This is a genomic window from Marinobacter koreensis, assembly GCF_023156285.1.
Taxonomy (GTDB): Bacteria; Pseudomonadota; Gammaproteobacteria; order Pseudomonadales; family Oleiphilaceae; genus Marinobacter; species Marinobacter koreensis.
The window spans coordinates 133,711-155,373 of sequence record NZ_JAKZAJ010000005.1; the positions used below are offsets into that span (position 1 = coordinate 133,711).

Annotated in this window: 23 protein-coding genes and 2 tRNA genes; 8 read left to right on the top strand and 17 right to left on the bottom strand. The window is 56.9% G+C overall.

Translation table 11 applies throughout. From position 1 onward, the window contains the following. Positions 1-2: 2 nt before the first annotated feature. The 4 genes from MLD04_RS14415 to MLD04_RS14430 form a co-directional block, all read right to left on the bottom strand. Positions 3-1,217: a serine hydrolase domain-containing protein gene (locus MLD04_RS14415; RefSeq protein ID WP_248159830.1), complete on the bottom strand. Its 1,215-nt coding sequence runs from the start codon at positions 1,215-1,217 to the stop codon at positions 3-5. Between the two features lie 91 nt (positions 1,218-1,308). After that, positions 1,309-1,491, bottom strand: a complete 183-nt coding sequence (locus MLD04_RS14420; protein ID WP_248159838.1) for a hypothetical protein — start codon at positions 1,489-1,491, stop codon at positions 1,309-1,311. 89 nt (positions 1,492-1,580) lie between these two features. Further along, on the bottom strand, positions 1,581-1,799 hold the full coding sequence (locus MLD04_RS14425; protein ID WP_248159840.1) for a hypothetical protein: 219 nt from the start codon (positions 1,797-1,799) through the stop codon (positions 1,581-1,583). A 155-nt stretch (positions 1,800-1,954) separates the two neighbouring features. Then, positions 1,955-2,353: a hypothetical protein gene (locus MLD04_RS14430; protein ID WP_248159842.1), complete on the bottom strand. Its 399-nt coding sequence runs from the start codon at positions 2,351-2,353 to the stop codon at positions 1,955-1,957. 231 nt (positions 2,354-2,584) lie between these two features. Between MLD04_RS14430 and MLD04_RS14435 the strand changes: the two genes are divergently transcribed. The 3 genes from MLD04_RS14435 (at position 2,585) to MLD04_RS14445 (ending at position 5,233) form a co-directional block, all read left to right on the top strand. Next, entirely contained in the window at positions 2,585-4,225 is a 1,641-nt protein-coding gene (locus MLD04_RS14435; protein ID WP_248159844.1) for a methyl-accepting chemotaxis protein, read from the top strand. Between the two features lie 142 nt (positions 4,226-4,367). Continuing rightward, complete coding sequence (locus MLD04_RS14440; protein ID WP_248159846.1) at positions 4,368-5,000, top strand: type 2 periplasmic-binding domain-containing protein; 633 nt, start codon at positions 4,368-4,370, stop codon at positions 4,998-5,000. Between the two features lie 32 nt (positions 5,001-5,032). Then, complete coding sequence (locus MLD04_RS14445) at positions 5,033-5,233, top strand: hypothetical protein (protein ID WP_248159848.1); 201 nt, start codon at positions 5,033-5,035, stop codon at positions 5,231-5,233. Between the two features lie 555 nt (positions 5,234-5,788). On the opposite strand, the gene MLD04_RS14450 is transcribed toward MLD04_RS14445, so the two are convergent. After that, positions 5,789-6,187, bottom strand: a complete 399-nt coding sequence (locus MLD04_RS14450; RefSeq protein ID WP_248159850.1) for a hypothetical protein — start codon at positions 6,185-6,187, stop codon at positions 5,789-5,791. Positions 6,188-6,757: 570 nt separating this feature from the next. Between MLD04_RS14450 and MLD04_RS14455 the strand changes: the two genes are divergently transcribed. Further along, positions 6,758-7,899, top strand: a protein-coding gene (locus tag MLD04_RS14455) for an IS3 family transposase (protein WP_248159852.1) whose coding sequence is annotated in 2 segments (ribosomal slippage) — positions 6,758-7,010 and positions 7,010-7,899 — 1,143 coding nt in all. Because the reading frame shifts where the segments join, the coding sequence is not laid out codon by codon here. A gap of 330 nt (positions 7,900-8,229) precedes the next feature. Here the strand turns inward: MLD04_RS14455 and MLD04_RS14460 are convergent. The 12 genes from MLD04_RS14460 to MLD04_RS14515 form a co-directional block, all read right to left on the bottom strand. Continuing rightward, positions 8,230-9,497 (bottom strand): IS3 family transposase gene (locus tag MLD04_RS14460; protein WP_248159854.1). Its coding sequence is split into 2 segments (ribosomal slippage): positions 8,230-9,143 and positions 9,143-9,497, totalling 1,269 coding nucleotides; the frame shifts between segments, so codons are not numbered across the junction. Between the two features lie 90 nt (positions 9,498-9,587). After that, on the bottom strand, positions 9,588-9,725 hold the full coding sequence (locus MLD04_RS14465; protein WP_248159856.1) for a hypothetical protein: 138 nt from the start codon (positions 9,723-9,725) through the stop codon (positions 9,588-9,590). Next, complete coding sequence (locus MLD04_RS14470; RefSeq protein ID WP_248159858.1) at positions 9,722-10,042, bottom strand: hypothetical protein; 321 nt, start codon at positions 10,040-10,042, stop codon at positions 9,722-9,724. The genes MLD04_RS14465 and MLD04_RS14470 overlap by 4 nt, the downstream gene beginning before the upstream one ends. 276 nt (positions 10,043-10,318) lie before the next feature. Then, positions 10,319-10,395, bottom strand: a tRNA-Met gene (locus tag MLD04_RS14475). 92 nt (positions 10,396-10,487) lie between these two features. After that, positions 10,488-11,579 carry a redox-regulated ATPase YchF gene (ychF, locus tag MLD04_RS14480; protein ID WP_248159872.1) on the bottom strand — a complete coding sequence of 364 codons (1,092 nt, stop codon included), beginning with the start codon at positions 11,577-11,579 and terminating at the stop codon, positions 10,488-10,490. Positions 11,580-11,662: 83 nt separating this feature from the next. Further along, a complete protein-coding gene (gene pth, locus MLD04_RS14485) occupies positions 11,663-12,253 on the bottom strand; it encodes an aminoacyl-tRNA hydrolase (protein WP_248159874.1) in 591 nt (196 codons plus the stop codon). A 21-nt stretch (positions 12,254-12,274) separates the two neighbouring features. Further along, positions 12,275-12,919 (bottom strand): 50S ribosomal protein L25/general stress protein Ctc, encoded by a 645-nt coding sequence (locus tag MLD04_RS14490; RefSeq protein WP_248159876.1) that lies wholly within the window; start codon positions 12,917-12,919, stop codon positions 12,275-12,277. A gap of 152 nt (positions 12,920-13,071) precedes the next feature. Next, positions 13,072-14,022 carry a ribose-phosphate diphosphokinase gene (locus MLD04_RS14495; RefSeq protein ID WP_008937348.1) on the bottom strand — a complete coding sequence of 317 codons (951 nt, stop codon included), beginning with the start codon at positions 14,020-14,022 and terminating at the stop codon, positions 13,072-13,074. Between the two features lie 52 nt (positions 14,023-14,074). After that, positions 14,075-14,149: transfer RNA gene (locus MLD04_RS14500), tRNA-Gln, on the bottom strand. A gap of 19 nt (positions 14,150-14,168) precedes the next feature. Further along, positions 14,169-15,032: a 4-(cytidine 5'-diphospho)-2-C-methyl-D-erythritol kinase gene (gene ispE, locus MLD04_RS14505; RefSeq protein WP_248159878.1), complete on the bottom strand. Its 864-nt coding sequence runs from the start codon at positions 15,030-15,032 to the stop codon at positions 14,169-14,171. Next, entirely contained in the window at positions 15,029-15,670 is a 642-nt protein-coding gene (gene lolB / locus MLD04_RS14510) for a lipoprotein insertase outer membrane protein LolB (RefSeq protein WP_248159880.1), read from the bottom strand. Before lolB ends, ispE begins: the two co-directional genes overlap by 4 nt. Next, positions 15,670-17,424, bottom strand: a complete 1,755-nt coding sequence (locus MLD04_RS14515; protein WP_248159882.1) for a tetratricopeptide repeat protein — start codon at positions 17,422-17,424, stop codon at positions 15,670-15,672. The genes lolB and MLD04_RS14515 overlap by 1 nt, the downstream gene beginning before the upstream one ends. A gap of 234 nt (positions 17,425-17,658) precedes the next feature. Between MLD04_RS14515 and hemA the strand changes: the two genes are divergently transcribed. The 4 genes from hemA to MLD04_RS14535 are packed head-to-tail and all read left to right on the top strand — an operon-like array spanning position 17,659 to position 21,663. Then, positions 17,659-18,948 carry a glutamyl-tRNA reductase gene (gene hemA, locus MLD04_RS14520; RefSeq protein WP_248159884.1) on the top strand — a complete coding sequence of 430 codons (1,290 nt, stop codon included), beginning with the start codon at positions 17,659-17,661 and terminating at the stop codon, positions 18,946-18,948. After that, positions 18,945-20,033, top strand: coding sequence for a peptide chain release factor 1 (gene prfA / locus MLD04_RS14525; protein WP_248159886.1), 1,089 nt, complete (start codon positions 18,945-18,947; stop codon positions 20,031-20,033). The genes hemA and prfA overlap by 4 nt, the downstream gene beginning before the upstream one ends. After that, complete coding sequence (prmC, locus tag MLD04_RS14530; RefSeq protein ID WP_248159888.1) at positions 20,023-20,886, top strand: peptide chain release factor N(5)-glutamine methyltransferase; 864 nt, start codon at positions 20,023-20,025, stop codon at positions 20,884-20,886. Before prfA ends, prmC begins: the two co-directional genes overlap by 11 nt. A 15-nt stretch (positions 20,887-20,901) precedes the next feature. Further along, the gene (locus MLD04_RS14535; protein WP_248159890.1) at positions 20,902-21,663 is read left to right on the top strand and encodes a molybdopterin-synthase adenylyltransferase MoeB; all 762 of its coding nucleotides are present in this window, start codon (positions 20,902-20,904) and stop codon (positions 21,661-21,663) included.

Sequence of the window (21,663 nt, forward strand, 5' to 3'; positions counted from 1 at the left end):
TCTCAGACCAGGGCACCGTTTACCATCGCGCGCAATTCCTGCCGAATCGGATAGGTGGACGACGGAATCAGCTGCGTCATGAAGATCACCACCAGATCCTCCACCGGATCGACAAAGAAACTGGTGCTGGCCAGGCCGCCCCAGCCGAACTCGCCCTCGGAGCCGTTGGTTTGCGATTTGGCGACGTCGGTCCGCACCGAAAAGCCCAGACCGAAGCCATTGCCTTCGTAGGGAGTTTCGCTGAAGGCGCCGATTGAAAGGCCCGGTAGGTCCTGATTGCCCGGCAGGTGGTTCCGGCGCATGAATTCGAGGGTTTTCCGGCCGATGATCCGGTTGCCCTGATAGGCGCCGCCCTGACACAGGGCCTGGGCAAACTTGTGGTAATCGTCGATGGTCGAGACCAATCCGCCACCTCCGGAGAGAAACGTGGGGGTCTTCTGGTAGCGGGAACGCATCGGATCGTCCTGCAGCTTCATACGATCCCCGGGCTGGTAGAGATAGCACGCCGAGAACCGGTCCAGCTGATCCGGATGTACCTGAAAACCTGTGTCGTCCATCCCCAGGGGCGCAAAAATATGCTCCCGGAAATACTCGTCCAGCGATTGTCCGGACAGCAACTGCACGAGATAGCCAACCACGTCGGTGGAGACTGAATAGTTCCAGGCGGTGCCCGGCGAGAACTCGAGCGGCAATTCCGCCAGTTGCTCCACCAGGGTCTCCAGTGTCAGCGTGGCACTTCCATCCAGTTTCAGCTGCCGGTAGGCCGCATCCACGTTGCTGCGTTCCATGAAACCGTAAGTCAGTCCCGACATGTGGGTCAGGAGATCCCGTATCGTCATGGTGGTGGCTGCCGGTTCGGTCTTGAAGTGAGGGTAGGTGCCTCCGTTGTAGACCCGCAGGTTGCGCCAGGCAGGAATGTATTTGTGGACCGGATCGTCCAGCAGAAACATGCCCTTCTCGTAGAGCTGCATCAAGGCAATGGAGGTGACCGGCTTGGTCATGGAATAGATTCGAAAAATGGTGTCCCGCTGCACCGGCTTCTGCCGCTCGACATCCATCATTCCCTGGGCTTTCACCCAGGCGACTTCGCCGTGTCGGGCGACCAGGGTCAGCGTGCCCGGAAGACGGCCAGGCTCAATATATTTCCGGTCCAGATGCTGGGTGATGGCGTCGAGGCGGTCGAGGGACAGCCCTGCAACAACGTTCGATTTCGACATGGACAGATCCTCGGGTCAAAACCCGCAGCTTAGTCGATTTCGCTGTGCGATAGAAGGGACCGCAGAATTGCGGAAGTGAGCGGGAGCTGTTTCAGAAACGCCAGCGCTGATCCTGGTTTCGGCTCGCCGGACGGATGGACAGGAAGACAATGCCATAGGCAATCACGAGGGTGGCGCACAGGAAAACGGTCTGCGCTGCCTGATCGGTAATCATCAGAACCGCAGGCAACGTAATCAGTAGAACGGCTGCCAGCTCCAGGAGGATCTTTTTCATCGGGTCACGAGGGGTCAATCAGTTGAACAGGCGTCAATTGTAGCCGTTCACAACGAACCGGAATGTGCGACTTTGGCATGAAACCACGGTTATCTTTCGTCGGGTTGACGACGGGAACGTTGGGTTGTGCGGTCACGAAGCCAGCGCGAGAGGTGAAAACGGATAGGCTCGAAAAACAGAATCAGGATATAGAGCAGAAACAGCCCCAGAGCCGTGAGGATCATCTTCAGGTTGAAACCCGACAGCACCAGCAGTACGGGCACCAGGATAATGACGACCAGCGCCATGTCGGCAGGTTTCAGGTTCATCGGTTCACACGCTCATCGGGAACATCGGGGAGAGGTTATAGCGTACGCTGTTTCCGTCTTTCCGACTGTCAAAGGTTGTTTAATCCGCGTGTTCAAACTGTAAAGAAAGGTACAACCTCATAACCCTGCGGGTGCGGGCATGCCAAGGGCCGTTACTAGAACTGGTTGAACAGGGCGTCGATCAGCGACCAGTAAACGGTGTAAAGAATGACCAGCGCTGCGCCGCTGAGCGATGCTACGCCGAGAGACGAATTCGTTAACACCAACACCAGTGACGTGAACGCCAGAAAAGCGACCAGTTCGAACCCCGCCAGGTCCATCAACCTGTCTCCCCAGCGTGTGCCGGTGCCTGCGGTCTGGCTGTCTTCCAGCATGCCCCACTTCCAGTCGTAGATAATGGCCCATACACGGGCGATCAGCGTTGCCAGAATCCCGAAATAGAACGCATAGGTGGGCGGCCGGTCGAACAGGACCAGGGCAAAACCGGCGATGGGAAGAATTCCGATGACATCAAACGTGGCAATGACGAATGTTTTTGTTGTTTTATCGGCCATCTGCGTAAACCTGTTCGTACTGCCAACAGGTGAACCGTAAATCATTTCTTCTGGGGTTATTTGATCAGTGTCAGGTTTTTGGCCGATCCGGAATCTGTCTAAATAGGTGCATATTATTACAAGTAGAGAGTGCAACGGTTTCGCGATGTCTTTAAACTGTCGCCGTTAACTTCATATGGGTGGTAGCCCAGAAGTGAACGGGAAGGGAGTGCCCGCTAATGGAGTGTGTTTATGAAGGCACTGAATCATGTCTCTCTGAAGTGGCGCATGGCGGTTCTCGTTCTGGTCCCACTTTCGGCCATTGCCGGTCTTTCGATATACGCCGTTGTGGTGTTCTCGGAAATCAACCGGGGCGTTTCCAGTATCTACAACGATCGGGTGGTTCCGCTCAAAGACCTCAAAATCATATCCGATGACTATGCGGTACTGGTGGTAGATGCGATCAACAAGGCTAACGCTGGTCTGATGACCGCCGAGCAGGCCCGGGGCCAGCTGGTTGAAGCTCAGGCCATCATTTCTGAAAAATGGCAGAAGTTCACGGCCACGCGTTTGACGGAGAGAGAGCAGGCACTGGTCGCTGAGGTGGAAGCCCTGTTTTCGGATGCGGATGCCGCCATTGCCGATGCGGTCGCGATACTTGGACAGTCTTCCGGCAATGTGCAGGGCCAGCTGGATACCCTGGATGGTCCTCTCTATGGGGTGATTGATCCGGTGGCGGCAAAAATCGCCGAGCTGATCGATCTGCAGCTGGACGTTGCGGCCTCGGAAAGGGCATCGGTGGGGCAGCTATACGACCAGAGCAAAATTCTCTATCCGGCCGTTGCCGCAGCGGCAGGTGTTCTGACCCTGGGGGCGAGTGCACTGATCGTTCTGTCCATTACCTCGCCCATTCATGCCATGCGCCGGGTGATGGGAGAGGTGGCGGATCGTTCGGATCTTTCGCGCCGAATTGATGTTGAGGGATCCGATGAGCTGGCGGAGCTGGCAGGGGCGCTTAATCACATGCTGGAACAATTCGACCAGGTGATCCGACAGCTTTCATCGGTGTCGGATGAAGTTGCCACAGCATCGGAGGAGCTGTCCGCGATCAACGCCAGCGCCGAAAAGAATATTGAAGCACAGTCGGAACAGACCGACCAGGTGGCCACCGCCATGAACCAGATGAGCGCGGCATCCTCCGATGTGGCCCGCAGCGCCGATGAAGCCCAGTCCGCGGCTCGCACCGCGAAAGAGCTTGGGGTCAAGGGGCGGGTCAACGGTGAAAAGGGCCGGGAAGCCCTGCATCGCCTCGCGGAAGAGATCCGGAGGGTTGCCGACAGGATCCATTCCCTGGAAAGCAAGAGCGCGGAAATCCGCAAAGTCACCCAGGTGATCAACGAGATTGCCGAGCAGACCAACCTCCTGGCGCTGAATGCTGCTATCGAAGCGGCAAGAGCGGGCGAGCATGGCCGGGGCTTTTCCGTCGTGGCCGATGAAGTCCGGTCGTTGGCTCAGCGAACCCAGTCGTCCACCGCGGAAATCGCCGGTGTTGTTGAGAGCCTGATTGAGGAGAACAAGGCGACGGTTGCCGTCATGCAGTCCAGCCTGGAAAAGGTGGAGGATAACCGAACATTGAGCGAAGAGGTGGCCGAAACCATCAACGCCATCGGCGATGCCATCGACCATATCTTCCAGATGGGCGAGCAGATCGCCAGCGCCTCGGAGCAGCAGTCCGTGGCGGCGGAGCAGGTCAGCGGCAATCTGACCCACATTGTTGACCTGTCCAGCCAGAATCTCTCGGGCGCGCAGCAGTCCTCTGCCGCGAGTGGTGAGCTGGCCCGTTTGGCGGCCGCCATGAAGGATCAGGTCTCTGCTTTCCGTACCAGCGCATAACGGGCTGCAGGACCGGGGTTGATGTACTAGGCTTGGTGAATGGGCCGGAGTGCCCGTTTACCGAGCCGATGCCATGGACAGGAAATCGTCACCCTATCGTTCTCTACTGATTTTTGCTCTCACAATCCTTCTTTGCCCAATTTTGGCTGCGGCCGATCAGGTGGTTCGGGTTGGCGTGGTTGAGGGCATTCCCCGGGAAATTGCGGTCGACCAGGATCATCTGGTGGGGCGGTTTTCCCCATTTTACCACTGCGTTTTCGAAAGCCTCGACCAGCAATTCAGTTTCCGGCAGATGCCGCTTGCACAGATCCTGTATCAGTTGAAAAAGGGGCGCCTCGATGTCGGATTGCCGCTGGTGCAGACCGAAGAACGGGATCAGTATGCGGATTTCGGTGGACGCCTGTTCCAGACTGAATATGTCTATCTGTTACTTGAGGATCTACCGCCTCTGGAGCAGACTTTCGGCCTGACCTATTCCTTCATCAGACGTTTTGTGGGCGAGCAACTGCTGCTGGGAGAGGGCGCAAAGATGCTGGCGGTTTCTGGCTGGAAGCAGGCCGTGGACATGCTGAAACTGGGCCGGGCCGACGTGGTGATCCTTCCCTGGGTGTTGCTGGATCCCTTGATGGCGGACTTCGAGGGGCAGTACTTTGTACGGTCTGCGTCATGGGTCGATATCTCCCTTTATGTGTCGCACTCGACCGAAGAGAAAGGCCTGGCCGAAAAACTGAGAGCCAGCGTGAGGCGGTGTCGGTACAGGAACGATCAGAACTGACAGGCCGGGATCCCTGAGCGGAGGTGTCAGAAATGGCGAAGAAACTTACCTTGACTTTCGTTGAAGAGGCGGCTGATCCCGCTTTGCTGCAGAAGAAAGAAGAGGTGGCTTTTCTGGTCGAGGCTGCGATTCGTGATGATGAACAGCACATCCGGTCCTTGATCTCAGACTTCAGCATTCAGGAACTGATTCTCATAGACGAGTGCCTGCAAAAGGCCCGGCGTTTCAGCTAGCCGGTCTTCGAAATTGTCCTTCCATCACTAATTCCAGCCGCTCTGATTGTCGAAATGCACTGAAAGTAGGGGGTGAAGATAGGCAAGGGAGGTATTGATCACAGGATTCAGGGCTGCAGTCGATTTGCAGTCAGCCAATAAAAAAAGGTCACGACATGAGTCGCAACCCTTTGAATCTTGGTAGCAAGGGGCGGAGTCGAACCGCCAACCCCAGCGTTATGAGGGCTCCCATAAATTATAATTATCTGATTTAACAGATTTCTTTCCGGCCGTCTCCGCCTGGACAGTTCTATGGGTGCCGATCTTGGTCCATCGGGTGGCCACAAAATGCCCACATAGTAACTACGAAGCATGCTTTGGAACCTAACAAAAAAGGAACTGATCGCAAGATGGAATCAAGAAGGTTGGAGTTTTCCTGATAGTTGACTGAGCGGGTGCAGATTTCCCACGGGCGTAATCTTGTTCTGAGTTCGGCTTAAAGCTGAATTCCGCACTGGAGTTATTCCAATATGCACATGCTCAAGGCTACGTGCCCAAGTGTGTATTCGGAGAAAATTATCTACACGGAAAGACTTCTGGTAATCCCCAGATCGCTAAGGACGAGGCCATCAAAACGTCAAATTTATCTGCTTTTGGCGTGTCTTTCATTTGGAAGATCTGGCTTTCTAAGCTGTTTTTAATGACATCGGGTGACAAAGCATTTAGTGATGGAAAGCATGCCTTCCCGTAAGGTCCTAGGTCCAGCTCCCGGGAGCTTTCGCTCGCCATCGCGATAGTGAGTACAGACTCGAAAATTGCCTGAAAATAAGCTTTCATAAGGAGGTTAACTTTACCGCTAGAGTCGCGAACTTGTGCTTCATTTAGTCTCTGGTAGTCCGCCACCGTCAGTGCGTGAGTTGAGCTTGATAGAAGTATCACAAAACATGCGGCTAAGACCTTCAGTGTTGTTTTCATTGAGGGTTCCATTCCTGCAGACGAAAGTCATACGAGGATAGCAAAAATTCATTCGGCAAAAACGTTTGGTTTTAAATTTAAACCCGACAGGTGAAACACTTTAGGGTAAAAATATGGATATACTTATTCTCATTTTTTTAGCTTTGATCTTAATCACCTTGATAGTCATCGCCAAAAAACTGAACAATATCAGTGAGACTCTTCTCGGGCACGCAGATAGCTCAATCGATAACGCAGATGCAGTAATCAGAAATCTCGAAGCCGCGAATAGCGTTTTAGTTGAAATGCAGAAAAAATCTTAAGCTAAGGTTTACCATTGGACTATATCCTTGAGTTTGGTGGATTATCGCTAGGACCCATCCACTGATAGCATCATTTATCGATATCAAAAAATCCAAATTACTCATCATTTGATGAGTTGGTTCGTTTATTTACGCCATAAACGATAGCAGCCTGACTCTGTACTTCCTGTAATCTGCGACGCTACTCCAGTTGACCCTACCCCAGAATTTAGGTCCATTTAAAACTGGAAAATCCGGCATGATAGAGCCCTGAGCAGGAGATCATGCCATGAAGCGGTCCCGTTACACCGAAGAGCAGATTGCCTTCGCCCTGAAGCAAGCCGAATTGGGGACACCGGTCCCGGAGGTCTGTCGCAAGATGGGCATCTCCGATGCCACGTTCTACACCTGGCGCAAGAAGTACGGTGGTCTTGGGCCATCCGAGCTGAAACGTCTGAAACAGCTGGAAGAGGAGAATCAGCGCCTCAAGAAGCTAGTGGCCGACCTGAGTTTGGACAAGGCCATGCTTCAGGATGTGGTGGCAAAAAAGCTCTGAGACCGCCTCGTAAACGCCAACTGGTGGCTGACCTGCAAAAGCGATACGGGGTCAGCGAGCGCCAGGCGTGTGCGGTCTTGCAGTTTTCCCGGGCATCTTGTCGATACCAATCGGTGGCAAGAGATTCGTCGGCATTATCGATGAGGATCCGTGAGATCACTCTCACACGGCTTCACTACGGTTACCGACGCGTGCATGTCCAACTGCAACGAGAGGGCTGGCGTGACAATCACAAACGGGTTTACCGGCTGTATCGGGACCAGGGATTGTCACTTCGTCTAAAGCGTCCTAAACGCAACAAGGCGGCCAAGAACCGTCAGCCACTTCAACGAGCCACCCATCCCAATCACATCTGGGGCATGGACTTTGTCTCAGATGCGCTGTTTGATGGTCGGCGACTGCGCTTGCTGACCATCATTGATCTGTTCACCAGGGAGTGCCTCGGCATCGTGGTTGGACAGAGCCTGAGGGGCCACGATGTTCAAGAAGCCCTAACGGCGATTGCACGGTTTCGAGGTAATCCTGAAGTTCTCAAGACCGACAACGGTTCGGAGTTTGCCGGAAAGGTCATGGATCGCTGGGCCTATGAGCGGAACATCGAAATCGACTTCTCGCGGCCTGGAAAACCTACCGACAACGCAACGGTAGAATCGTTCAATGGACGACTCCGGCAGGAATGTCTGAATGAAAATTGGTTCTTGTCACTGGCCGACGCCAGGGAGAAAATCGAAGCGTGGCGAGCGTTTTATAACCAAGTCCGACCCCATTCCGCATTGGAGTGGTGCACGCCCTCTGACTACGCCAGAAAACATGCGGTTTCACGAAGAAAACAGGAACAATCGGAGCCGGATTTTTCCAACTCTGGGTGGACCTAATACGGGGTCAGGGTCAGGAGCCGGATTTTTCCAACTCTGGGTGGACCTAATACGGGGTCAGGGTCATTGACAGCGCGGGATCTTCCTTGGACCAGAGCGAGGGCCCCCAAGGAGGCTGGGAACAAAAAGTTCGAAGTTGTCTGAGTTGTGACCCTTAAGTCAGTGCTAAGTTGAGTTCCTGAAGCTGTAGACTCGGAATGTTGTAGCAAAGCATTCTTTGGGCGCAAAGGAAGTTGGTCGCAAGCTGACTAGTCTGCTTTGAAATAAAATTTTTGGACCCCCGGTGGAGCCCTGTTGAACGCAGAGGTTTCTTTGGTCTCAACCACATGACTAGTTGCACTGACCCGTCCTAAAATACGTTGACAGTTTTGATGAAGCCAGCACCTCTCGGTTGCTGGCTTTTTCATGCACTTCTTGAGGTGTTTTCATGTTCAGGCTGAGATGCGGTCTCAAGGTATTATAGGCCTCCACCGACTCCTCAATGAGCATGCTCAGCTCTGCGAAGGTTCGACAACGATAGAGCAAGAACTCCTGCTTCAGGATACCGTTGATTCGTTCTGCCAACACATTTTGATAGCAGTCATAGCCATCCGTCATGGACGGCTGGATTTGATGTTTCTGTAAAACGCCCTGATACAGGGAGGAACAATATTGAAGTCCTCTGTCGGAGTGGTGTAACAGAGGCTGACTGCTAAGCCGGTTGCGAATCGCCTGTTTCAAGGCAACAATCGCATCGGCAGCCTTCATCTCATGGCTGAGTTTATGGCCCACGATCTTGCGTGAGAATGCGTCGGTAACAAGGGATAAATAGTGGGCGCCCTCGTCCGTTTCCACATAGGTAATATCGCTCACGAAGGCCTGTTCAGGCCGATGCAGGGCGCAGTCGGCAAACCGGTTGGGATGCTTTCGCATCCAATGGCGACTGTTGGTGGTTTTCGTGTAGTTCTTTTTCGGGCGAATCAGCAACTGCTGTTGCCGGAGATAATCAAACAGGCCATCTCGGCCAAGCTTAATGCCCAGGTTCCGGAGTTCCTCATGGAGCAGGTGATAGAGCTTGCGTGTCCTCAGTCTCGGCAGTCGCTTTCGGACGCACTGGACGAGATCTTTGACAGGCGCCAGCTCAACCTGACGCATACGACGGCGCTTTAGGCGCTGGTAAACCCCCTGGCGGGATAGCCCAAAGAGTGCACAGCTTCTGCTGAGGCTTACTTTGCCTTGCCCCTGAAGAGTGCGCGCTCCTTGGATAAATACTTTTTTCGCAGGCCCGCTCCGTACTCACGGTCCATGATATCGACCATTTCATTAAGCAGGAGATTGCGCAGACGCTCATCTTCCGGCTCTCGTTCCAGGCGTTTGATCTTCTGCTCGGGTGTTTCTTGCGATGGGTTCATGGGTGAGATCCTCGATCGGGACCAGTCCAATTTACCATGTTTTCGAAGCCACCGGAGAACCGTGCTGCGGCCCTGGATACCATATATCTTTTGGGCTTGCTTATAAGTGAGCTCGCCCTTTTCGACCTGGTCGACAACGGCCAATTTAAAGCCTAGGTTGTAATCTCGCTGAGTGCGCTTCTTACGGGTGGGAGTAACGTTGTCCATCTGTTTATTCTCCAGATGACAACGTATTTCAGGACGGGACATTGCTCAAAAAAAGCCCTGCATATGCAGGGCTCTGGAGTCTCTCTTAGCTTAGGCAGCTTTGTCTTCGGAATATCCGGCTGCCTTGCAGTGCGCCTCATAGCAAGCCTGCAGCTTTTCGCTGACACTTGCTGCGATAGCTTCTGCTTCTCGCAAAAGATTTAATTTTTCCATTTCTGTCATTTTCATAAGAAAGATCTCCTATCGAGTTCTTCAACGTGTCGGCTGAGGGACTCCTCATCCTCGACCTCTATTGCTGCTGCTATCAGTCTAACGTGGTCTGCGTATTCGTGAGCTTTCAACACTTTCATATCTGGATCGTCTGTTTGAAGTTTGTCCAGAATGTCACACAGACCTTTTAATTGATTCGCGATCTCTGCATAAGTTGGATCCTCAAGCTTCAGGATCTCGATGGAAAACAATTTGCAGTTTCGCAACACTGTGTTAGCTGACTGTAGTATATGATCGTAGACCCTGGCAACAAGTTCCTGATGTATTGAATTCATCTACTTTCTCTGTTTCGCGACTCCGTCCGCAAAATCACTTTTATTCTTGAGGACTTAGAGTTAGTGTTTCAATTGTGTAAAAAATGGGCTACGTATTGTACTTACGGCAAACAAATGCGTCAAACGAGGCCATTTTAGGTGCTGCTTTGATTTTGCCATTTGTTTGTTAGGAGTTACGTGGCATTCCCGCAAGATTGCTTTATCGGGGCTCTGTAGTCAATCTGTAGTCAACCAACAAAAAAAGGGTCACGACATGAGTCGCAACCCTTTGAATCTTGGTAGCAAGGGGCGGAGTCGAACCGCCGACCCCAGCATTATGAGTGCTGTGCTCTAACCAACTGAGCTACCTTGCCATTTCGCCTTGGGCAACGCCCCAAACGAGGCGCGTATTTTCAGTATTTGGGCTCATCCTGTCAAGGCTTTGGGCCCAAATTTCCGATAAAAATTATACGTTAAACCGGAAATGAATGACGTCGCCGTCCTGCACGATGTAGTCCTTGCCTTCCAGGCGCCATTTGCCGGCATCCTTGGCGCCGGCTTCGCCGTTGTACTGGACGAAATCGTCGTAGCTGACCACCTCCGCACGGATGAACCCGCGCTCGAAGTCGGTATGGATGACAGCGGCCGCCTGGGGCGCTGTGGCGCCAATCTTGACGGTCCAGGCGCGCACTTCCTTGACGCCGGCGGTGAAGTACGTCTGCAGGCCCAGGAGGCTGTAGCCGGCGCGGATGACGCGATCCAGTCCGGGCTCTTCCATGCCCATTTCTTCCAGGAACATGGATTTCTCTTCGTCTTCCAGTTCGGAGATTTCGGCTTCCAGCTTGTTGCAGATGGGCACCACTACCGCGTTCTCGGAAGCGGCGATTTCCTTCACCGTATCCAGGTGCGGGTTGTTCTCGAATCCGTCTTCGTTGACGTTGGCGATGTACATGGTGGGCTTGACCGTCAGCAGGCACAGCTCTCGGATCAGGGCCATCTGGTCCTTGTCCAGGCCCATACTGCGGACCGGCTTGCCTTCGTTCAGGACCGGCAGGAGCTTCTCGAACATTTCCAGCTGGGCCTTGGCTTCCTTGTCGCCGCTCTTGGCAACGCGTTGAACCCGCTTGATGGCCTTTTCCACGGTTTCCAGATCGGCCAGGGCCAGCTCGGTGTTGATGACCTCGATGTCCGCCGCGGGGTCCACCTTGTTGGCTACGTGAATGACGTTGCCGTCTTCAAAGCAACGTACGACGTGGGCAATGGCATCGGTCTGGCGGATGTTGGCCAGGAACTGGTTGCCCAGGCCTTCACCCTTGGAGGCGCCAGCCACGAGGCCGGCAATGTCGACGAACTCCATGGTGGTTGGCACGACGCGTTCGGGCTTTACGATCTCCGCCAGTTTGTTGAGGCGAGGGTCGGGCATGGCCACCACACCGGCGTTCGGCTCAATGGTACAGAACGGGAAGTTTTCCGCGCCAATGCCGGACTTGGTCAGTGCGTTGAACAGGGTGGATTTGCCGACGTTGGGAAGGCCGACGATGCCGCAGTTAAATCCCATGGGTTGCCTCTGCTGGTACTGAAAATTTGTCGCGGATTATACCGGTGTATCGGTATGGGTGCGAGTAAGGGGTAATGCCGTGTTCAGGGCGTTGGCTTGAAGCTGTGCAGGCGGTTCATGGCCGCAGCCAGTTTGCCTCCCGCGGCGTCTGGCAAGACGCGCATGACCTCGTCGAAAACGGCTTCAAGTTGCTCGGATTCCTGTTTGCCGAGACGGCCAAGAACGTAGCCGGTGACCTTGCGGCTGTCGCCGGGGTGACCGATGCCGAGTCGCAGACGCTGGAACTCCCGGGTGCCCAGGTGGGCAATGGTGTCGCGAAGCCCGTTGTGGCCGCCATGACCACCACCTTTTTTGAGTTTGGCGGTGCCCGGAGGCAGGTCCAGTTCGTCGTGGGCGACGAGAATCTGTTCGGGTGCAATCTTGAAGAAGTCCGCCAGCGCCTTTATGGCAAGGCCGCTACGGTTCATGAATGTGGTGGGGTTCAGCAAGTGCAGGTCGAGACCCTGCCACTGAATGCGGGCATAAAGCCCGTGGTATTTCTTTTCAGGACGGAGCGTCTGGCCCGCATCGCGGGCCAGCGCTTCGACGAACAGGGCGCCGGCGTTGTGGCGGGTATTCTCGTAGTCGGATCCGGGATTTCCCAGACCCACCACCATGACAATATCCTGTGCCATTGACCGTTGCCCCGGGAGTGCTTACTCCTCGCCGCCTTCTTCGCCTTCCTCGGAACCTTCCTCGGAATCGTCAACCTTGGCGCCGCGCGGCTTGTGAATAGCCACAACCGGCAGGTCGTGATCTTCGCCCTGCTGCAGGGCTGCAATCTTGACGCCCTCCGGCAGTTTCAGGTCGCTCAGGTGAACCACCTGGTCCATGTCCACTTCGGTCATGTCGACTTCGATGAACTCGGGCAGGTTCTGCGGCAGACAGATAACTTCCACTTCGTTGATCTGGTGGTTGGCAACGCCGCCCTGAAGCTTGATAGCCGGAGCTGTCTCTTCGTTAATGAAGTGCAGCGGCACGTTTACGTGGATCTCATGATCCTTGTCGACGCGCTGGAAGTCGGCGTGGGTCAGGATCGGCTTGTACGGGTGACGCTGCAGATCCTTCAGGATAACGCTCTCTTTCTTACCCTGGATATCAACGGTCAGGATGTGGGAGAAGAACGCTTCGTTTTCCAGAGCCTTTTTCAGCTCGTTGTGCCAGATCGCAACCGGAGTGGCATCTTTGTCGCCACCGTAGATGATGGCCGGGATCTTGCGCTCCTCACGACGCAGGCGGCGGCTCGCACCTTTGCCCTGATCGTCGCGAGGAAATGCTTCAATAACAAATTCCTGAGACATGGTTTCTTACCTCAATCGTCATCTGAACGGCCCGCGACCAGGCTTGGAACAGATGATGTTTTTGAAAAACCGGAGTTTTCTCCGGCTGACGAAAAGAGTCGGGAGCCCACGCGGACTCCCGACTCGGAAACTGTACTGCTGGGCTTTTCGACTCAGTCGTGCCCGAACATGGCGCTGATGGACTCTTCGTTGCTGACGCGACGAATGGATTCCGCGAGCAGGCCTGCCATGTTGAGGGGGCGGATTCTATCACAATTCCGGGCTTTGTCACCAAGCGGAATGGTGTCGCACACCACCAGTTCGTCGAGCTCAGACGCTTCGATATTCTCGATGGCAGGACCGGACAGGACCGGGTGCGTGATGTAGGCGACAACCCGTGCCGCGCCGCGCTCTTTCAGGGCGTTGGCTGCCTTGCAGAGGGTTCCAGCGGTATCCACGATGTCGTCCACCAGGATGCAGGTCTTGTCCTGAACGTCACCGATGATATGCATGACCTGGGATACATTGGCCTTGGGGCGACGCTTGTCGATGATCGCCAGGTCGGCGTCGTCGAGGCGCTTGGCCACGGCGCGGGCGCGCACAACGCCACCCACGTCCGGGGATACCACGACAAAGTTGTCAAAGCGCTGCTTCTCGATATCTTCGAGCATGACCGGTGTGGCGTAGATGTTGTCTACCGGGATGTCGAAGAAGCCCTGGATCTGATCCGCGTGCAGGTCGACAGTGAGTACGCGATCCACGCCGATGCTGGAGATCATGTCTGCGACGACCTTGGCGCTGATTGCTACCCGGGTTGAACGTACCCGGCGATCCTGACGGGCATAGCCATAGTAGGGAATAACTGCGGTGATCCGTGTGGCGGAAGCGCGACGAAGGGCGTCGGCCATCACGATCAGTTCCATCAGGTTGTCGTTGGTGGGGTAGCAGGTGGGCTGGATAATGAAGACGTCATGACCCCGGACGTTTTCATTGATCTCGACGGTGGTTTCGCCGTCGCTGAAGCGGCCGACGGTGGCCTGGCCCATTGGAATATGGAGTTTCTTGGCAATGTCCTGGGCAAGGGCCGGATTGGCATTGCCAGCGAAAATCATCAGTTTGGACACGACAGCATCCTTCTCAGTATCGGCGTTTGATTCAGAAGAAGCGGGAGAAAGGTGGCTGGGGTGGCAGGATTCGAACCTGCGCATGACGGGATCAAAACCCGTTGCCTTACCACTTGGCGACACCCCAGTATCGTGCTTTTTTGGCATCATTTCAGCTCTGTCAGCTTTTTGTGTAGAGGTGATATGTTCACCCCTTTAGCTACGAACCCCGTGATGCCGGAGGGTTTGCTTTCCCAGATAATCCGGGCTGCGGATTCTGTCGGGAAACGTCCAAAAATGCAAGCCCCGGTTCCGGTTAATCTTGCAGGTCCGAATTGTGAAAGCCATTCCAGGCTTTTATGAACCTCTGGATACAGTTGACGAACTACATCCTCACAGTCGTTTCGGTACCTCGAGGCGTCTCCCTCAAAAGCGGGCGCTATTTTGATTTTTGGGGTGTCCCTTGTCAACCCTTCCTCGGAAAAAATCTTTCCGGTGTTGATGTTGCAGGCGGGTTTCAGAACCAGGAACCAGTCTTCGGGTGGGTTGACCGGGGTAAGGCGTTCACCCACGCCTTCGCCGAAGGCGGCATGGCCCCGAACGAATACCGGCACATCGGCGCCGAGTCCGAGACCGATCTCTGCCAGCTGATCCAGCGAAAGTCCCAGTTGCCAAAGGTGGTTGAGCCCCACCAGGGTGGTGGCGGCATTGGAGCTGCCGCCGCCCAGGCCCCCGCCCATAGGCAGGCGTTTCTCGATGTCGATAACGACGCCGGGAAGGGAGTGGCGGCTATGGGTCGCCAACGCCCGCGCGGCGCGAATGATCAGGTTGTCGTCGTCCGGTACGCCCGGTATTGGCCGGGCGAGGCGAATGTCCGGTTGGTCCGGGGTCAGGGTAAAGGTGATGTCGTCGCCGTAATCCAGGAACTGAAAGACCGTCTGAAGTTCGTGATAGCCATCGTGGCGCCGTCCCACGATATGGAGGAACAGGTTGAGCTTCGCGGGTGAGGGGAGTGTCAGTGAGTGGCTCACGGGCGATCCTCCAGCGACTCCCATTGCGCAACAACCATGCGTACCCGCTTTTCACCCTTGACCGCGGTGATTCGTGCGGGCAACGCCGGCAGGTCCGGCAGGAAGCGTTTCCAGCGATCGTAACGTATTTCCCAGCCAGACTGGCGAATCAGCGCCAGTTGCTGCTCTGCGTTGAAGAGAAGCCGGGCATTGCCATCGGGCGCCGGTAGTCCGCGAATCCACCAGGACAGGCTCTGCAGGGGAAGCTGCCACCCGGTGGCTGCGCTGACCAGGCTTTCAGGGTCTGATGAGCGATAGGTGTCACCGCCGGGTAGTGTGAGTTCCATGTAGTCCGGGTGACCTTTCAGCAGGGTGCTGCCCATGCCCAGAAACGATGAGGACAAAGCCAGGTCGTAGGATTCGCCCGACTGGATCCAGTGGTTGATGAGCGCCGTTCCACTGTCGGAGGGCTGGCGCACGGCCAGCTTGCCGGTCAGGCGCCACTGGTCGAATCCGGACACCTGCCGGGCCCGCGCGTCCCAGTCGGCGGGCGTCTGGTCGGTCATGCCATCGGGGAGGGGCTCCAGCCGAATGGTGGTACAGGCCTGGATCAGGATGACAAGCGCCAGTACCGGAAGTAACCGGAGGTGCCGCCACATTACAGGGTTCCTTCACCCGTCAGGCGTTTGATGGTCTCGAGCAGGATCTCGTGATCCTTATTGTTCTCCAGACCCTTTCTCCAGACGATGCGAGCCTGCTCTTCCTCGCCCGCCATCCAGAGCGCTTCACCATAATGTGCGGCCACTTCCGGGTCCGGGTAGGCTTCCCACGCTTTTTTCAGGTATTGCAGGGCGGGCTGCAGCCGGCCTTCCTGGTAGAGCACCCAGCCCATGCTGTCGAGGATGGCGGGGTTCTCCGGATCCAGTTGCAGGGCGCGACCGATATACTGCCTCGCCTCTTCCAGTCTGTCGGAACGGGTGGTGAGAATGTAGCCGAGGGCGTTCAGGGCCACCGCATTATTGGGTTCGGTCTCGATGATCCGGCGCAAATCGGCTTCGGCCTTTTCCGGCTGGTCCATGCTGTCGTAAAGCATGCCTCGTGCGTAGCGGATCTGGGCATTGTCCGGGAAAGCCTCCAGTGCCTGCGTCGCGCTGTCGAGTGCGGCTTGCTGCCGGTTTTCGTCCAGAAGCAGGTTGACTTCCAGAAGCCAGAAATTCTCGGCCTGGGCGGGATGGCTCTCCCGCATGGTACGGATCCGGGTCAGCGCCTCGTCCACCTTGCCCTGTTCGGCAAGCAGTGCGCTCGCCCGGGCCAGTGCGGGAAAATAGTAGTTGCCCTGGCGCACACCGTCATAGAATCCGATTGCCTGGTCGGTATTGCCGTCCTCTTCCTCGATCCTGCCGAGATAGTAGTTGGCCTCGTTGGTATGATGCCCCTGCTCAAGCAGTTGGGTCAGTTCATCCTTGGCCAGATCTTTCTGGTTGTTCTCCAGAGCGACAAGGGCGTGTGAAAGCAGCAGTCCCGAGTTGTCCGGGTACAGGTCCACCAGGCGTTTGAATTCGTCCTGGGCTGCCTGCAGGTCGCCCTCGTTGATCAGCATGCGGCCATAAAGCGTGCCCATCTGGCGGCTGTTGGGGAACTTGCGGGTGTTCCGCATCAGGTAGTCCAGCGCCTCCCGTTTCTCGCCGGTCTCGTACAGGAGATCTCCGCGCAGCACGATGGCAGGCTGGAAGTTTTCATGCTCTTCGAGCAACGGGTCCAGCTGTTTGAGTGCCTGGTCTGGCTTGCGGTTGATCTTAAGGAGCAGGGCAATGCTGTAGTCCAGTTCCGGTGTGTCCGGGTGGCGCGTGGCCAGGCGCTGGTACAGCGAAAGCAGTTCTTGCTGTTGCTCGGCCGGTAGGCTGGCGGCCATGGCGGCAAGACTGTCGAAGTCCGCATCGCCACCCTGGTTCATGATCTGCTCCATGTGATCCAGGGCCGTCTGAAGGTCGTTGCGTTTGACCGCCTGAATGGCTGCGATCCGATGGGCCTGCAGGTTTTCCGGGTCTACCTCCAGCCAGAGTTCGGCAAGCTGGGTCTGGGCGTTGTCGCCGTTGAGCGATTGGGCAATGCGCATGGCCCGCTCAATGACGCCTTCATCCCGGGACTGTTTGGCCGCTTTCAGGTAGTTCACCAGGGTGACGTCGTAACGCCCGCGCTGGGCGGCGATCTCGGCGCTCATCAGAAGATAGAGGACGTCCGGCTCAAAGTCCGCATACTCGATCGGCTTTTCCGGTGTGTCCTTGGTGCTGTCTGAGGCAGATGAATCGGAAGCGGGTTGCTCCGATGAGCCGGTCAGGCTGGCGCAGCCCGGCAGGCCGGCGAGGGTGACACCCAGAATGAAGGTGGCCAAAAACGGTGCGGATTTGTGCATGCAACTTCCCGTTACTTGTCAGCGACGCTTGATAATGACCCGGGCTTTACCCGCGAAATTGAGGTAGATCGGGTACCGGCCGTGGCCGAGCCCCTATAATGGCATAAGCGTATGATCTTGCCCAATCGGTCCGCACTTGCCGAAGGTCCGCGGTTTTTGGGTGGCAGGCAGCGGCCCGCGTCGTTAAAATGTCGGTAATTTAACCTTTATAAGAGTAGGGTTTTCAGGTCCGAAATGGCACTGGTTACACTGGGAATCAATCATCGAACCGCCCCGGTCGAGCTTAGGGAGCGTATTGCGTTCACGCCCGAGCGAATGGCCGAGGCGTTCGCCGAGTTGCGGGCAGCTTCTGGTGCCAGTGAGGCGGCCATCCTGTCCACGTGTAATCGGACGGAGCTCTACCTCGCCGGAGACGATGACTGTGCGCCGGCGGTCCTGCGTTGGCTGGCGGGTTTTCACAACCTCGATGCGGCTGACCTGGAGGAGGCGCTTTACGTCCATCGGGATGCCGAGGCGGTTCGTCATATGATGCGGGTGGCGGCAGGCCTGGACTCCATGGTTCTGGGCGAGCCGCAGATCTTCGGACAGCTGAAGGACGCCTACGCCCTTGCCAGGGAAAACGGTGCGACGGGCTCGTTCCTCTCCCGGCTGTTCGAGCATACCTTTTCGGTTGCCAAACGTATCCGGACCCATACCGCAATCGGCGAAAACCCCGTATCCGTCGCCTATGCGGCGGTCAGCATGGCGCATCATATTTTCGCGGACATGTCCCGTAACCGAGCCCTGCTGGTTGGTGCGGGCAAGACCATTGAGCTGGTCGCCCAGCATCTCGCCGAAGCCGGCGTGAAGGATTTCCTGGTGGCCAACCGAACGCTGGAGCGCGCCCAGGTGTTGGCCGAGGCCTACGGTGGCAAGGGTATTGTTCTCTCCGAGATTCCGGGCCACCTGACCGATGTCGATATTGTTATTTCCTCCACCGCCAGCCCGCTGCCCATCCTCGGGAAAGGCGCGGTGGAACGGGCGCTGAAGAAACGCAAGCGTCGTCCCTATTTCATGGTTGATATTGCCGTTCCCAGGGACATCGAGCCGGAGGTGGCGTCGCTGGACGACGTCTATCTGTACACCGTTGATGATCTTCGTCACGTGATCGAGGAAAACATCCGTTCCCGGGAGGGCGCTGCCCGGGAAGCCGAGAACCTCGTTCTGGACGGCGTTCAGGACTTTTTGCGCCAACTGCGTGCTCTCGACGCGGTGTCCACCCTCAAGCAGTTTCGGCAACGGGCCGAGACCCTTCGTGACAACGAAACCGAGAAAGCCCTTCGGGCCCTTCGCAATGGTGCCGATCCCGAAACCGTTTTGCGCGGTCTCGCCCGGGGCCTGACCAACAAGCTTCTCCACGAACCGTCCGTGCAGGTGCGCAAGGCCACGACCGAGGGCCGCACGGAGGTGACCGAGTGGCTGCGTGAGTTGCATCAGCTTGATGCGTTGGACGCCGACACAGTCACCACACCGGAAAAACTATGAAGCCATCCATTCAGTCCCGCCTCGAACAGTTGGTTGACCGGTTCGAGGAGGTCAGCGCGTTGCTGAGCGATTCCGCCACTATTGCCAATCAGGACCGGTTCCGGGACCTTTCCCGGGAATTCGCTGAAATCGAGCCCGTCGTCCATTGTTTCCAGGCCTGGCAACAGTCTCTGTCGGACATCGATGCCGCGCAGGAGCTGACCCGCGATGCCGATGCCGACATGCGGGAAATGGCAGAAGAAGAGCTGAAAAGTGCTCGGCTGAAGAGTGAAGAGCTGGATGAAGAACTGCAGCGGCTGATGCTGCCGAAGGACCCGAACGACCGGAAGAACGTATTTCTCGAAATCCGGGCCGGCACCGGCGGTGATGAGGCTGCCATTTTTGCCGGGGATCTGTTCCGGATGTATTCCCGTTACGCCGAGCGCCGCCGCTGGCAGGTGGAAGTGCTCAGTGAGAATGAGGGTGAGCACGGTGGCTTCAAGGAAGTCATTGCGAGAGTCGCTGGCGAGGGTGTGTACGGTGCTCTGAAGTTTGAATCCGGGGCCCACCGGGTTCAGCGCGTACCGGAAACCGAGTCCCAGGGCCGCATCCATACCTCGGCCTGTACCGTGGCCGTGATGCCGGAGGCGGACGAAGCGGAGGCGGTCCAGCTCAACAAATCGGATCTGCGGGTGGATACCTTCCGGGCCTCGGGCGCCGGTGGTCAGCACGTCAACAAGACCGATTCCGCCATCCGGATCACCCACCTGCCCACCGGTATCGTGGTGGAATGCCAGGAGGAGCGATCCCAGCACAAAAACCGGGCCAAGGCGATGAGCCTGCTTGCCTCCCGTCTGCAGAATGCCGAGACCGAGCGGCAGCAGAAAACCATGGCCGAAACCCGAAAGAGCCTGGTGGGGAGCGGCGACCGCTCCGAGCGGATCCGGACCTACAACTTTCCCCAGGGCCGTGTCACGGATCATCGGATCAACCTCACCCTCTACAAGCTGGACGAAGTGATCACCGGGGACCTGGATGCCGTGATCGTTCCGCTGCAGCAGGAACATCAGGCCGAACTGCTGGCCGCGCTGGCCGATGACCAGTAACCCCTCGCTGGCCTGCGAGCGTCTGATTCGAGAAGCCGCAGGTCGTATTGCCAGCGACACGCCACGACTGGATGCCGAACTTCTTCTCAGTCACGTGACCGGCTGGAGCCGCACCCGATTCCGGGCCTGGCCGGAGCAGGACGTGTCTCCGGAGCAGGCCGACGCATTTCGAGCCCTGGTGGACGCCCGTGTTGAAGGAACCCCCATTGCCTATCTTCTCGGACACCAGGAGTTCTGGTCGTTGTCACTCAGGGTCTCCAGGGCGACCTTGATTCCTCGTCCGGACACCGAGTGCGTGGTGGAAGCGGCCCTTTCATTGCCATTACCCGGCTCTGCGCGGGTGCTGGACCTGGGCACCGGAACCGGCGCCATTGCCCTGGCGCTTGCGTCAGAACGCTCCGGCTGGTCGGTTCGTGCCTGCGATTGCGTGCCCGAAGCGGTCGAGCTCGCCCGGGAAAATGCGCGTTCGCTGGGATTGCCGGTGTCTGTCGAGCTCAGTAACTGGTTTGAGGGCCTGACGCCGGGAACCTTTGATCTGATTGTGTCCAATCCGCCTTATATAGAAGAGAGTGATCAACACCTCGGTCAGGGGGATGTGCGTTTCGAACCATCCAGCGCCCTGGTGTCGGGCGTGGACGGTCTGGACGATATCCGAACCATTCTGGACCATGCGCCCAGGTGGCTCTCGCCCGGTGGTTGGTTGCTGATGGAGCATGGGTTTGACCAGGCCGAGGCGGTGCGGGCATTGTTCAGGGCCAGAGGATTTGACGCCGTCGAGAGTCGCCGGGACTATGGCCAGCGGGACCGAATGACGCTGGGGCAATGGCCGGGCGACTCGGACACAACTCAATAGAATGGGGAGACGGGCATGCTCAGCGATGAAGAGCTGCTGCGCTACAGTCGACAGATTCTGATGCCGCGGTTTGATATCGCCGGACAGGAAGCGCTCAAATCGGCGCGGGTCCTGGTGATCGGTGCGGGTGGTCTGGGGTGTCCGGTGGCCCTGTATCTGGGGGCCGCAGGGGTTGGCCACCTGACCCTTGTGGACGACGATGAGATCGAGCTGGCCAACCTGCAGCGTCAGATTGGCTTTGAGCAGGATCAGTTGGGCGAATCCAAGGCGGAGAGCCTGGCGGATCGGGTCCGGCGTATCAATCCGCTCGTGTCGGTGACTGCCATTAACGACCGGCTGTCTGGCGATGCGCTCAAACGTCAGGTAGAGGAAAGCAGCCTGGTGCTCGACTGCAGTGACAATTTCGCCACCCGCTTTGCGCTGAATCGGGCCTGCGTGGCAGCCCGGATTCCGCTGGTGTCCGGTGCCGCCATTCGCGGCGAAGGCCAGTTGTCCGTCTATGACCGTCGGGTAGAGGATAGCCCCTGTTACCACTGCCTGTACCCGGAGCAGGGCAACGAGGATCTGACCTGTTCCCAGGCCGGGGTGATTGCGCCGCTGGTGGGTATGATCGGCGCGGCGCAGGCGATGGAGGCGATCAAGGTGATCAGCGGTGCCGGCAAGCCGCTCATTGGCCGTTTGCTGGTGCTGGATGCCTGGCAGATGCAGTGGCGGGAGATGAAGCTGGCCCGCGATCAGGAATGTCCCGTCTGCTCTAACCCTGTCTCTGGCTCCTGA